10 protein-coding genes are annotated in these 13,357 nt (G+C 55.2%); all 10 read left to right on the top strand.

The window, feature by feature from the left end; all coding sequences use genetic code 11:
- Positions 1–23 precede the first annotated feature (23 nt).
- The 10 genes from CBW22_RS15005 to CBW22_RS14960 all read left to right on the top strand — a co-directional run bounded on the left by CBW22_RS15005 (position 24) and on the right by CBW22_RS14960 (position 13,337).
- A complete protein-coding gene (locus CBW22_RS15005; RefSeq protein ID WP_088517085.1) occupies positions 24–1,232 on the top strand; it encodes a hypothetical protein in 1,209 nt (402 codons plus the stop codon).
- Positions 1,229–4,699, top strand: a complete 3,471-nt coding sequence (locus CBW22_RS15000) for an ImcF-related family protein (RefSeq protein ID WP_088517084.1) — start codon at positions 1,229–1,231, stop codon at positions 4,697–4,699. The genes CBW22_RS15005 and CBW22_RS15000 overlap by 4 nt, the downstream gene beginning before the upstream one ends.
- On the top strand, positions 4,696–6,297 hold the full coding sequence (tssA, locus tag CBW22_RS14995; RefSeq protein ID WP_088517083.1) for a type VI secretion system protein TssA: 1,602 nt from the start codon (positions 4,696–4,698) through the stop codon (positions 6,295–6,297). The genes CBW22_RS15000 and tssA overlap by 4 nt, the downstream gene beginning before the upstream one ends.
- A gap of 41 nt (positions 6,298–6,338) precedes the next feature.
- Positions 6,339–8,093, top strand: a complete 1,755-nt coding sequence (tssF, locus tag CBW22_RS14990) for a type VI secretion system baseplate subunit TssF (protein ID WP_088517082.1) — start codon at positions 6,339–6,341, stop codon at positions 8,091–8,093.
- Complete coding sequence (gene tssG / locus CBW22_RS14985) at positions 8,057–9,142, top strand: type VI secretion system baseplate subunit TssG (RefSeq protein WP_088517081.1); 1,086 nt, start codon at positions 8,057–8,059, stop codon at positions 9,140–9,142. Before tssF ends, tssG begins: the two co-directional genes overlap by 37 nt.
- Positions 9,120–9,665, top strand: a complete 546-nt coding sequence (gene tssJ, locus CBW22_RS14980; RefSeq protein ID WP_088517080.1) for a type VI secretion system lipoprotein TssJ — start codon at positions 9,120–9,122, stop codon at positions 9,663–9,665. Before tssG ends, tssJ begins: the two co-directional genes overlap by 23 nt.
- The gene (gene tssE / locus CBW22_RS14975) at positions 9,665–10,120 is read left to right on the top strand and encodes a type VI secretion system baseplate subunit TssE (RefSeq protein ID WP_088517079.1); all 456 of its coding nucleotides are present in this window, start codon (positions 9,665–9,667) and stop codon (positions 10,118–10,120) included. Before tssJ ends, tssE begins: the two co-directional genes overlap by 1 nt.
- 52 nt (positions 10,121–10,172) lie before the next feature.
- Entirely contained in the window at positions 10,173–10,568 is a 396-nt protein-coding gene (locus CBW22_RS14970; RefSeq protein WP_088517078.1) for a hypothetical protein, read from the top strand.
- A 73-nt stretch (positions 10,569–10,641) separates the two neighbouring features.
- Positions 10,642–11,886: a GIY-YIG nuclease family protein gene (locus CBW22_RS14965; protein WP_088517077.1), complete on the top strand. Its 1,245-nt coding sequence runs from the start codon at positions 10,642–10,644 to the stop codon at positions 11,884–11,886.
- A 47-nt stretch (positions 11,887–11,933) separates the two neighbouring features.
- Positions 11,934–13,337, top strand: coding sequence for a VasL domain-containing protein (locus CBW22_RS14960; protein WP_088517076.1), 1,404 nt, complete (start codon positions 11,934–11,936; stop codon positions 13,335–13,337).
- Positions 13,338–13,357: the final 20 nt, after the last annotated feature.

The raw sequence follows: 13,357 nt of genomic DNA, 5'->3' as shown, positions 1-13,357 counted from the left end.
AATTTTAAAGCATGAGAGTGTGAATGTCGTATTCCCTGAAAGATCTTCCGAAATGTTATCCCCGGCAAGTACCACCTAAAATATCCCGTTGGCTTGCCGTATTGGTGGCGATGCTGGTCATCAGCGTGATTCTTATGCGGATATTCGGACGATACATCGATAACAGTCACTTCTGGATGTTGACCATTGGCACACCATTAGTTGTGTGGATTGTGTGTTTCACTATTCGCATGTGGGCCTGGTCATTACAGGACAGTAAAGCGAATGGTTTTGACCGGCGGCGGGAGCAATGGATCTTGAGTGAAACCCGTAGGACTCGTCGTGCGCTTCAGGTGTTGAATACGTCATTTATTACAGCCCACCAGGAAGATGAACAGCGTTCAGTCGCTGATGATATGCTCAATAATCACAGCATTATCATTTCGCAGTCGGACTGGAAAGGCGAAAAAAGCAGGAGGCTGAGCCGTATTACGGCAGAACCAGAAGATACTCCTGGATTGGTCATCTCACGTCTGTTCTCTGAGCTTATTGCTGATCTTCCCGTTCACCAGTTTTCTGAGAACGCTTCGCTTGTTGTCATCCTCGATGTCTCGTCATCTCTGCCATTCCCTGCTGTCAGAAATATCTGGCAGGAAGCCTGGCAGGAGAGTGGCATAACCTGCGCGTTTGAGTACACAGACAGCAATGGCCTGGGGGTAGTCAGCCACTGGCTGGATCACCGCTTTAAAGATGATGCAATGTTATTGATTGTTGGTCTCCAGATTGATCCGGTTATTTCAAACAATACTGCTGAGGCAGCCGTTGCTCTGCTTCTTGGCAACCGCCTGACCCAGAAGGCACTCGAACCTCTCGCGTTGCTGCATCGGCCAGATGCTGCTCCTACCGGTGAGCTGAGGAAGGGAATGAACATGGCCGCCTATAACGTCCCGCTCAAAGAAAATATCGTGAAAAATTTATGGCTTGCCGGGCTGACAGGTGAGCAGCGTGCAGAAGTTATTCAGTGCCAGAATGAGCACCCTGCGCAGTCTGTAGAGGACGAAGCGGTCATTTCGCTCGATATCTCCATGGGACATGCCGGTGTCGCGGCCCCCTGGCTGGCTATCGCTGCTGCCACCGAAATCGCCCGACAAACTCAGTCACCACAGATGATTATCTGCGGTGATACCACACAGAATGTGCTGTGGAGCACGCTCATTACCCCGATTGCTTCCCGACAGGAGATGGATCCGTGAAGCTACCTTTAGCACCGAAGACTACGGAAGGCCGCTATCTTGCTGTCGCATTGATTTTCTTTTTGCTGTTAGCCGTTATGACTTTCATGGTCTGGAAGCATCCGGATATAGCCGGGATTGAAGACGGTAGTCAGCAGCAAATTTACTGGCTTATTGCCGGCGGATGTATTTCAGGCTGTGCCCTTATCGTATCCGTGGTGCTTCTGGCGGCGGTGCGTAGTGCCGGTAAGCAGGAGTTTAATGCGCTTGTCGACAACACCAACGGTGATGATGAGAAAAAGCAACGGGAAAATGATAAAGCACCTGTTCACCCTGCGGTGGCCATGTGTAACAAGATTCGGGGACATCTCCGCGCCCGTATTGGCCTTTACTGGCGTCGTAAAACCCGTCTGTTATTAGTCACTGGCGATGAGGCGGCAATCGAACAGCTGGTATCTGGCCTGCAGGAAAACCAGTGGCTTGAAGGTAACCGTACCGTTCTGATTTATGGCGGCAGCCTGACTGCTGAGCCCGATAAGGAAAAATACACCGCGCTGCGTAAACTGCGCCGCGGGCGCCCGCTGGACGGGATTGTCCGCGTCATGCCGCAGTCGTTTAATCTGACTCCGCAAATCAGTGACAACGATTTACGCGGCCTGGAAAAAATCAGCGAACTGCTGTGCTATTCCGCCCCGGTTTATTTGTGGCAGCTGTGCGACAGCGCCTGGTCGCAGGCAAAACGCACTGAACAGACGGTAGGAGCTACTTTTCCTCTGCGTGCTGAGCCTGACGATATTTGTCGTCAGCTTGAACGGATGCTCTCGGACCTGCGGACGCAGGGGGTAAGTCAGGTCGCTGAGACCAACGGCCACGACTTCCTGCTGCGCCTGGGTCAGCACCTCAAAGAAGGCGGTATCGCCCGCTGGGCTCAGCAACTGGTGCCATGGCTGGCAGCCTCCCAGCAGCGCGTTCCGCTGCGTGGTCTGATGTTCAGCCTGCCGGACAGTCACTCTATTCATCCGACAGAGGGAACAGCCGACGCTGAGAAATATATCCCGCAATCACAACGCCATGCGCTGACCCTACCTGTGACCTGGCAGGGTATCGTGGACGACTGTACCCGTATTCGTGGCCGCCGAGTCGGTATGGCGTGGGAACAGACGCTTGCCTGGACGCTGATGGCCATCATGGGTATCTGGGGCGCGGGAACGCTGCTGTCGTTCGCGGTCAACCGTCAGCAGATCATTTCTGTTGCTGAGCAGGCCCATGCCCTGGTGGAGCATCCTGCGGTATCGGATGAGCAGCTGACGGCGCTGCATACGCTGCGTAATCATGCCGGCCGCCTGCAGCACCGTATTCAGGAAGGCGCTCCCTGGTATCAGCGCTTTGGCCTGGACCATAACCCGCAGCTGCTTGAGGCATTGCTGCCCTGGTATGGCGTGGCGAACAACCGCCTGATCCGCGATCCGGCCAGTGCTGCGCTGACAAAAAAACTCAATGCGCTGGTGAATTCCGAACCGAACAGCGATCGGCGCGCTCAGCTGGCGACGCTGGGCTATGACCAGCTGAAGGCCTGGCTGATGATGGCGCGTCCGGATAAAGCCGATGGCGCGTATTACGCCCAGACCATGAAAGCTGTGCAGCCGACGCGAAAGGGCATTTCAACCGGTCTGTGGCAAAGCCTGGCGCCGGATTTGTGGGCTTTCTACATCAACGAACTGCCCGGGCAACCACAGTGGAAAATTACCCCGGATGCGCAGCTGGTGAGCCAGAGCCGCCAGGTGCTGTTGCAGCAAATTGGCCGGCGTAACGCCGAAAGCACGCTGTATGAAAACATGCTCACATCGGTGCGGCGTAACTTTGCCGATGTGTCGCTGGAAGACATGACCAGCGGTACTGATGCCCGCCGCCTGTTCACCACTGATGAAGTAGTACCGGGCATGTTCACCCGTCAGGCGTGGGAGGGCGGTATTCAGCAGGCTATCGAAAAGGCCGCCAACTCCCGCCGGGATGAAATTGACTGGGTGCTGAGTGACAGCCGGAAAGCGGTCTCTTCAGACCTGTCGCCGGAGGCCCTGAAAGCACGTCTGACGCAACGTTACTTCACCGACTTTGCCGGTAGCTGGCTCAGCTTCCTTAACAGTCTGCGACTTAATCCTGCTAACAACATCGCAGACGTTACCGACCAGCTGACGCTGATGAGCGATGTCCGCCAGTCGCCACTGATTGCCCTGATGAATACGATTGCCTGGCAGGGGCAGACCGGCCAGCACAGCGAAAGTCTGTCGGATTCTATTATCAAATCGGCTAAAGATCTCGTAAGTGGACAGGACAAGCCAGCGATTGACCAGTCTGCATCAGGGCCGCAGGGCCCGCTGGATGACACCTTTGGCCCACTGCTTCAGCTTTTAGGTAAAAACAAAGGCAGCAACGTTATGTCGGCGGACACTTCACTGAGCCTGCAGACGTATCTGACACGCATCACCCGCGTGCGCCTGCGCCTGCAGCAGGTGGCCAGCGCCTCTGATCCGCAGGCAATGATGCAGACTCTGGCGCAGACCGTGTTCCAGGGCAAAAGTGTGGATCTGACCGACACCCAGCAGTACGGCAGTCTGATTTCGGCAAGCCTGGGCGAAGAGTGGAGTGGTTTTGGCAGCACGATGTTTGTGCAGCCTCTGACTCAGGCCTGGGAGACCGTGCTTCAGCCGTCGGCGGCGAGCCTGAATGATAAATGGAGCCGCTCGATTGTCGCCAACTGGCAAACTGCCTTTGACGGACGTTTCCCGTTTGCCGCCAGCAAAAGTGATGCCTCTTTACCCATGCTGGCTGAATTTGTGCGCAAGGACAGCGGGCGTATCGAGCGCTTCCTGACGACAGAGCTCAACGGAGTGCTGCACAAAGAGGGCAGCCAGTGGGTGCCGGATAAGGTCAACAGCCAGGGGCTGAGCTTTAACCCGGCCTTGCTGCGGGCGATTAATCAGCTGAGCCAACTGTCAGACATTCTGTTCACCGATGGCAGCCAGGGCATCAGCTTTGAGCTGCAGGCGCGTCCTGTACCGCAGGTAGTGGAAACCCAGTTGATTATTGATGGACAAAAGCTGCACTACTTCAACCAGATGGCCGACTGGCAGAGCTTCCGCTGGCCGGGTGACACTTACAAGCCGGGGACGATGCTGACCTGGACCTCAGTCAACGCCGGGGCGCGTCTGTACGGGGATTACAGCGGAACCTGGGGCTTTATTCGCTGGCTGGACCAGGGCAAACGCCAGCAGCTTGACCGCAGCCAGTGGATGATGAGCTTTACTGCCCCGGACGGTCGCACTTTGCAGTGGGTGCTGCGCTCACAACTCGGAAAAGGTCCGCTGGCGTTGCTGGATCTGCGTGGTTTCACGCTGCCGGATCAGATATTCAGTGTCGACAGCGCAGCCACCGCGCAGGCGCTGATGGCTGACACCGCAAACAGTGACATGGAGGAGGTCGAAGAATGAGCACACTGCAGAATCTGGTCACCGCCTGTCAGGCTGACGAAACTCAGCTGCGGCGGCAGGCCCAGGCACGCACGGAAAACTGGCAGTCCTGGCTTGCGCCGTTAAGTGCCACCCCTCCGACCGGTGAAGACCCAGGCTATGATGATGATTTTCAGCGTATCCGCGAAGAGGTCAATAAGCTCTCCGGCATCGATACCGGATTGATTTGTACGCTTGCCGAAAAACTGCTGACCACTGCGGCCAAAGATATCCGCGTTGCGACTTATTATTGCTGGGCGCGCCTGCACCAGGACGGTGAAGCCGGTTTTGCCGAAGGACTTGAGCTGCTGGCGGGATTGCTACAGCGTTATGGCTCGCAGCTTCATCCTCAGCGCGAGCGGAGCTGTAAACCGGCGCTGGAGTGGCTCGCAAGCTCCCGCGTTCTGGACAGCCTGTCACTCTGGCCGGAAGTGATTCGCGACCATGCACTGCGCACTGCCGGTGCGCTGCTGCTGTTGCGCGACAGTCTGGACACAGAGCCGGAAGCATCGCGGCCAGAGCTGAATGCCTTGTACAGCGCGCTGGAATCCCGCCTGATGAAGGCCGGTGGTGTGGATGCCGTGGTACCGCAGAACGCAGGTGATAAGGCTCCGTCACAGTTCTCCACGCCTGTGACGGAGCCAGATGCGCCAGTGCTGAGCCGCATCACCTCCGGTCAGGATTTGCTGGCCCAGGCCCGCACCCTGACCGGATATCTGCGTGAGCAACCCGATGGCTGGCTTGCCGCACACCGGCTGATGAAAAGTCTGCGTCATGACACGTTGCACAGCATTCCTGCCCCAGATGCACAAGGCAAAACCCGTATAGATCCGCCTCGCGCAGACCAGCGTGCCATGCTCAAACGTCTGTATCTGCAGCAGAGCTGGGGCGAAATACTGGAGCAGGCAGACAGCGCCTTTTCGCGTGGCGCTAATCACCTCTGGCTGGATTTGCAATGGTATATCCACCAGGCGCTGATGAAATCGGGGCAGGAGGTGCTGGCCGGGATCATCGCCGCCGACCTGAAAGGATTACTGCGTCGCCTTACCGGGCTTGAAACCCTGGCCTTTAATGACGGTACGCCGTTTGCCGATGAAGTGACGCTGAACTGGATAAACCAGAGCGTACTGGACGACATCTCCGGCTGGCGGGATGAGCCGGTCAGCGCCGCCAGCACGGATGACAACGATATTCTGGCTCTTGAGCCGGAAGCGCTGGATAAAGCCGACGCCGACGGTCTGGATGCCACGCTTCACTGGCTACAGACACGCCCGGGCACCGACTCGACAAAAGACAGATGGTTGCTGCGTTTGCTGATGGCCCGCGTGGCCGAGCAGAAGGGCAAAAATGAACTGGCGCTGCATCTGCTGGGAGAGCTCGACAGTGCTGCACAGTCCATCACCCTCACACAGTGGACACCGGCATTGCTGTTTGAAGTGAAATCCCGCCGCCTCAGACTGCTACGCATGAAAGCCACACGCAGTGAAACCGATAAATCACGGTTACAGCCAGAGATGGATTTGCTTCTGGCTGGTCTGATTGCGCTCGATCCGGCCAGCAGCGCGGTGCTTTGCGGCTAAAACATCAGGCATACCTTTCAAACACACATATTCAGGTTTTTATGGATGACTTAACCCTGCGTTATTACGACGCTGAAATGCGCTACCTGCTGGAAGCCGGTGAAGAGTTTGCCCGTGCTCATCCCGAGCAGGCGGCAATGCTCAATCTCGATAAAGCGGGGGCGCGCGACCCGTACGTGGAGCGGCTGTTCGAGGGCTTTGCCTTCCTGATGGGCCGGCTGCGCGAGAAGCTCGATGATGACTTGCCCGAATTAACCGAAGGGCTGGTCAGCCTGCTGTGGCCACATTACCTGCGTACTATTCCGTCAATGTCGGTGGTCGAGTTCACCCCTGACTGGCGCGAGATGAAAGAGCCGATGCGCATCGTCAAAGGTTTCGAGGTGAACTCGCGGCCGATCGGCGAGAAGGGCACGCGCTGCCGGTATACCACCACCAAAGAGATGACTCTTCAGCCGTTGTCGCTGGAACATGCCCGTCTGTCGACTGACCCTGACGGGCGTTCGGTTATCACTCTGCGTTTTCACTGCAGTGACCTGGCTGACTGGACGCGCATCGACCTGAGCTGTATTCCGCTGTATTTCAACGCCGACGCGCCGCTGGCCTGTACCATGCATGAAGCCTTCACCATGAATGTCGCCCGCCTGTGGCTGCGCCTGCCGGGTGACATGGACAGAAGACCGCTCGACGGGTATTTCACCGCGCTGGGCTTTGGCGATAACGACGACCTGTGGCCGAAGGGCAGCAGCAGTTTCAGCGGCTATCAGCTGTTGCTGGAGTATTTCACCTTCCGCGAGAAATTCATGTTCACGGGCCTGCGTGGGCTGGAGACCGTGGTCTTTCCGGCTGAGCTCCCCTGGTTTGAAATTGACGTTGTGCTGGCGGCGCGCTGGGAGCATGACTTCAGCTTTACCGAAAAGCATCTGCGCCTGAACTGTGTGCCGGTGATTAACCTGTTCCCGCTGGAGTCAGACCCGCTGACGCTCAACTCTCTGCAGACCGAATACATGCTGCGCCCGATGCGCGTGCAGGATGGCCATACCGAGATTTATGCGGTGGATTCGGTGATGTCATCCAGCCAGCATAGCTACGTGCCGTTTTCGAGCTTTCGCCACAAAGGCGGCATGATGCGCCATCAGGCCCCGGAATATTACTACCACACTCGCGTACGTCGCGGTCCGTCCGGACTGCATAACACCTGGCTTATCCTTGGCGGTGAAGCGTTTGATAACCACACAGTGCCGGAAGACGAAAGCCTGTCGCTGACGCTCACCGGCACCAATGGCCAGCTGCCACGACGAGCTCTGCAGAGCACGGTGCTTGATACGGTGATGAAAACCACCTCAGCCAGTATCGCCGTGCGTAACCTGTGTGCTCCGACACTACCCTGTTATCCACCGGCGCAGGACCGTTTCCACTGGCGTGTGCTGAGCCATCTCGGCAGCGGATTCCTGTCGATGATGGACAATGCCGACGTGCTACGCGGGACGCTGGCGCTGTACGAATGGACCGACAGTGAGATGAACCGCCGTCGGCTGGAAGCCATCATTGACGTTAAGCACCGCGAAACCGAGCGTTTCGAGCAGGGCTATCTGGTACGCGGTGTGCAGATTGAGGTGACGCTGGACAGTCACGGCTTTGCCGGGCGCGGCGACATCTGTCTGTTCGGCGAGATGCTGAGCCGCTTCTTTGCCCTGTATACCGATATCTATCTGTTCAACCGCCTGATTATCATCCTGCAACCGACTGGAGAGCGCCTGGAATGGGAAGAGAAGCACAACCGCCGCATTCCCGGCTGACCCCGCGGCTGGAAGCCGACCTTCACCGCATCAACTTTTACCGCTTATGCCAGCTGCTGGAGAAGCGTAATCCTGGCAGGCCGCTGATGGGTTCGACCAGCCACCCGGCGGATGACCCGGTGCGGTTTGCGCCACATCCGGGGATGGGATTTCCGGCCAGCGAAATAAAGGCTGTCGAATATGACGAGGAGGATGACAGCAAGCCACCGCTCATCCGCACGACCTTTATGGGGATGTACGGGGTTGATTCCCCTTTGCCGACCGCCTATCTCGACGACATCACTCAGCGTCGCGAAGGTCACGAAGCGCTGCAGGGTTTTCTGGATATCTTCAGCCACCGTATCCTGACGCAGTTTTACCGTATCTGGCGTAAATACTCTTACCCGGCCACATTTGAGCCCGGCGGTACTGACGCTATCTCGCAGTCATTGCTGGGTCTGGTGGGACTGGGGATACCGGGCACCGCAGAGCACATCGCCACCCCGGTGTCCCGATTTCTGGCGCTGCTGGGTGTGCTGCAGCAGCCAGGTAAAACCCATAAGGGGATGCAGGCCCTGGTGAGCCTGCTGGCACCCGACACGACGGTGCAGGTGAGCCCGTATTGCCTGCGACCGGTGGCAGTCAGCCAGCCGCTGGGCTTTTACGGCGATGACGATTTTCTGCTGGATGGCAACACACCGCTGGGTGAAGAGGCGATGGATGCCAACAGCCAGCTGCTGATTGCCCTCTCCACCGATAACGAGCAGGAATCACAGGGCTGGAAACCGGATGGCCTGTTGTATCAGGACTTTCTGGTGATGCTGCGGGTGTATCTCGGCTGGCGCTTTAAAGCAAAAATCACCCTGACCACCCGAACCCGCCTGCTGGCTGCGCCGCCGCTCGGCGAAGGCCCATTCTGGCTGGGGATGAATGGCGTACTGGGCGCGCAAGACGAAGATCTCCCGAAGGATATTCCGCAGACCTTTACCACGGAACTGGGCTATTACGCCGGGCTGGAGCCTGCATCATCACAACAAGGAAACCGACGTGTTACGTACAAGTTTGATTAAATCCGCATGCTGGCTACCTGCGCTACTGGCATTCAGCCTGACGGGGTGTGGGGTGACGCAGGGGATCACCGATGGCACCAAATCGGCATTTAACGCCGTGTTTTACAAAAAGATTAAGGTGCTGCACCTGGATTTCACCGCCCGTGAGGCGCTGAACACTGATTCCCGTGAAAGTAACTCGCTGTCTGAGCCGGTGGTTATTCGTGTCTGGCAGCTGAAAGACCGTAAAACCTTCGACAAAACGGTCTATCTGCAGCTACTCAGGGATGGCGACACGCTCCTGAAACCCGATCTGCTGGCGACCCGGGATGTAGTGGTAAAACCTGGCGGTGATGCGAACCTCGATATGCCAATGGAAGAGGATGCACAGTTTGTCGCCGTGGCAGGGCTGTTCCGCCATCCGGATAGGGTTAACAACACCTGGAAGCTGGTCATAGGGCGTGAAGACCTCGACCCGGATAAGCCGCGCATTCTGGAAGCCGGTAACAACCATCTGACGCTGCAACCGCTCAAGGACGACTGATGCCCCAGGGACATAACACACCTTCGCTGTTTGAAATGCTCACCGGCAACTTCACTGGCGGCCTGGCTCTCGATCAGGTCAGTGAACAAAATCAGGTGATTTTGTCCGTGCTCGATAACATGCAGCGCATCCTCAACTGCCGCGCCGGCACGCTGGCGCATCTGCCGGACTATGGTCTGCCCGATATGACCAAAATCCTGCAGGGCATGCCGGGTACTGCCCATGAGCTGATTGGCACCCTGTCTGCTGTTCTGCTCAGGTATGAGCCGCGCCTGAAAAGCATCAGAGTGGTGCTGCTGGAGCAGGCGCAGCCCGGCGAACTGCGCTACGCGATTGATGCGGAACTGAAGGGATTCGGTCTGGTGCGGTACGGCACTGAGTTTATGCCGGAGGGGCGCGTTCTGTTGCGGCATCTCAGGCAGCAGCAATATCTTGATGGTAAAGCGCAAATCTAAGCGGCATTATTACGAACGAGGCTGAATAATAAAATAACACATGGATTTGAATATGAAAAAATTGATACCGCTGTTGGTTTTTAGCTTATTAGTGACTCTGCAGGCAGAGGCGGCCAGAGGCAGAAAACCCTGTTCTGGTGCAAAGGGTGGTATTGCACACTGTACCTCAGATGGTCGTTTTGTTTGTAACGACGGAAGTCTGAGTCAGTCGAAGAAATTTTGCTCCAGGTATGATTCGTCAGAAAGCACGCAGCAGACAAAATCACCGCTTAACAGCGGCAAAACGCAGACCAAAAAGATCGCCACATCAAAGAAACCGCCACAGTCCGTGACTCAGCCTCAGGATGAGACCGAATTGCAACCACGAAAACCAACCTGCGCTCCGCTTTATATGGCCAGCCAACCCGGCTACACGCATTTACCTATTTGCACCGGTAATCAATATTAATCGGCAATGGGAGAGGTTTCACCCGTTGCACAGATTAAATAATCAGGATTGTTAGAGAAAAGGAAATAAAAACATGGCTCGAAGGAAAAAAGATGACAATGCGGCAGGTGTCATCCTTGTTATTATTGGCGTAATCGCCTGGGCTGTTTATGTCGCAGTTAGAGCGTTAATCAATATCAATGAACGGTTTATTGAATCTGTTTCTAATCCGGCTGGAATCATCGCTCTGTTCTTTGGTTTAGTGGCTGCTGTTACACTGATGCTAAGGATTTTTATTTATCGGGGCTTCCGAAAGAAAAAAGCCGAGCTTGAACAGGCCGTCTCGGACCTTACACAGAAAGAGAAAGCCTTTGAGGAAACTGTCAGTACTGAAGTGGCTCGCGGCCTGTATCAGGAAAAGAAAAAGCTTTCGGGGCAGTGGGATGAGTTTCGCAATGCCAGAAATAAAGCCTCCCGCGCGCTGCAGCGTATTGTGGACTCAGCGTATAAATTCAAAGTCAAAACACTGCTTTCCGGCACCACAGTAAATAACTGGCAAGGCAAGTATGACCAACTCAGGAAGGAAAGAGAGGCCTACACAGCCATCAGTGAGAAAATTAGATTTTTGGAACTTGAAGATAATGCCGACTGGGAGGGCGTAAAACAGCAATTTCTGGATAAAGTCGCTCTGCTGGAAAAAGCACAGGAAGAAAAAGAATATCAGGCAGAGCTTAAACGTCAGATGCGGGAAGAAAAACAGCGCCAGGATGAACTGGACCAGCAGCAGCGCGAAGCGGAAGAAGAGGAGCAGCGCCTTACTGAACAGCAGCGGTTACTGGAGGAAGCCCTGCTCGCCGCTGAGGGAGCCCACAGGGAAGAGCTGGAAAGACAGCGTCTGGAGCTGGAACAGAGAATTCAGGACGTGCATCAACAGTATGAACGCGCTAAATCCATGGCTCAGCTTACAAAGCAGGGACATGTGTATGTGATTTCGAATATCGGTTCTTTCGGTGAAAACGTCTTCAAAATTGGTATGACCCGACGACTTGAGCCCATGGAGCGCGTGAAAGAACTGAGTGGAGCTGCCGTACCCTTTGATTTTGACGTCCACGCCATGATTTCCTGTGATGATGCTCCTGCGCTGGAAAAAACACTGCATGACCATCTGGAAAGTTACCGTATCAACAGGGTTAATCTGCGTAAGGAGTTTTTCCGGATTGAGCTCAGCCGTATTATCGATGAGGTGGAGCGCCATCATGGCCAGGTTGAATATATTGCTGACCCGGTGGCTTTACAGTACCTGCAGAGCCAGGAATACGCAGAAAGTGAAGCCGCATAAACAATAATTGCTTCAAAGCATTAAATACGTGAGGTGAATATCTGGTCATGAATGACATTACCCAACGTGAAATAAAAACTGGCAGTGATCCAAAATCGTTACCGAATTATGCCGTCCTGCGCGATGAACTGGGTAAGCTGACGCATCCAGCACGTCCGGATGTGAACTGGAACCAGGTTGAAGCGTTATCGCTTTCTCTTTTCGAAATTAATGGTGTTGAGCTGCAGACAGGCGCCTGGTATACCCTGGCGCGCTGCCATAGGGCACGCATTATTGGCTTGAATGAAGGGCTAACGATCATCAATGCGCTGATGAGCCATCAGTGGAAGCTGCTCTGGCCACAGCCGGTACATGCCCGCGTTGAAATTCTGTGCGGGTTGTTTCAGCGTTTGCAGAAAATTTTCCGCACCTTTTCGCTTAATCATGATGATTTACCGTCTCTTTTGCAGACCGAAAAGCTGTTGTATGGGCTCAGGGATATTCTTGCATGTCATAAGCTGAAACATGCCTGCCAGATGGAGCCGCTAATGCAGCAGGTTCGCAGTGCACTTACCCGGCTGGAAAAAGCACCGCCACAAAACAGTGTGTCAACCGATGTTGCGCTTCCTTGTCAGGCTTATACTTCAACGCCAATTGAGGGTGCTATTCCGCTTGTCAGCCGCCTTGTTTACGTTATTCGCCCTGAGCCCGAGGTAAATGTTGACGTTGTTCATAAAAAAATACCTCTACCGAAGCGTTGGCCTGTATTTATCGCTGGGGTTTGCTCGGCGCTGATAGTGGGGGCCGTTGCGCTCTGGGGCTGGCATTATGCACATCGCATTGATGAGGCTTCTCAGGCATTAACGGGTTCGGTTACTGCTTTACCCCAGTTGCTCAACGCTGAGCAAATCCGTACTCTACGTCTGGCTGCAAGGCTAAAACCTGATGCTGCCGACTGGCTAAAGCAGGCGAATTCCCGGCTCAATACGCTGGCTGCATTGCCTGCGGATTGGGCATTCCAGTATGGCAACTCATTGCTGAATCAGGCACAGACACTTTGGCCTGACAGATCGGATGTTGCTGAGATACGTAAGCAATGGCAGCAGCGCCTCACGGCTAATGTGCTGCCCAGTAACTCACTGACAGGCTGGCATGAAGGGATGCAGCAGCTTCAGAGTCTTGCTGATAAACTTGATTCGCTTGACGGTCAGAGAGGAAAATACATTACCGTCAGTGAGCTAAAATCGCAGGTCTATGGCGTGATGACAAGCCTCCGGCAGACCGCTCCGGTTGAAGAGCAGTTTCGGCAGTTGATATTGCTACCCGAGAGTTCACCACAACGGCAGCAGCAGATCCGGCAGGTCGAGCAGCATCTTCGTGCTCAAATCTACATGCTTAATCAGGAGAAGTACCGTAACCAGGTCAGGGGGATTTGGCATGGCGGATCAAACGAAGCGCCAGTGTATTACTGAACAGTGTGGGTGATCAGTCA

The organism is Pantoea sp. VS1 (genome assembly GCF_002207995.1).
Classification (GTDB): domain Bacteria; phylum Pseudomonadota; class Gammaproteobacteria; order Enterobacterales; family Enterobacteriaceae; genus Pantoea; species Pantoea dispersa.
The sequence above is the reverse complement of the archived record's forward strand: the minus strand, read 5'-3'. Positions and strand labels throughout refer to the sequence as shown.

Bases quoted from the DNA above. Each gene is read 5' to 3' on its own strand.
- tssA (WP_088517083.1), top strand. From the start codon at position 4,696: ATGAGCACACTGCAGAATCTGGTCACCGCCTGTCAGGCTGACGAAACT.
- tssE (WP_088517079.1), top strand. From the start codon at position 9,665: ATGCCCCAGGGACATAACACACCTTCGCTGTTTGAAATGCTCACCGGC.
- CBW22_RS14960 (WP_088517076.1), top strand. From the start codon at position 11,934: ATGAATGACATTACCCAACGTGAAATAAAAACTGGCAGTGATCCAAAA.
- CBW22_RS15005 (WP_088517085.1), top strand. From the start codon at position 24: ATGTCGTATTCCCTGAAAGATCTTCCGAAATGTTATCCCCGGCAAGTA.
- tssF (WP_088517082.1), top strand. From the start codon at position 6,339: ATGGATGACTTAACCCTGCGTTATTACGACGCTGAAATGCGCTACCTG.
- tssG (WP_088517081.1), top strand. From the start codon at position 8,057: ATGGGAAGAGAAGCACAACCGCCGCATTCCCGGCTGACCCCGCGGCTG.
- CBW22_RS14965 (WP_088517077.1), top strand. From the start codon at position 10,642: ATGGCTCGAAGGAAAAAAGATGACAATGCGGCAGGTGTCATCCTTGTT.
- CBW22_RS14970 (WP_088517078.1), top strand. From the start codon at position 10,173: ATGAAAAAATTGATACCGCTGTTGGTTTTTAGCTTATTAGTGACTCTG.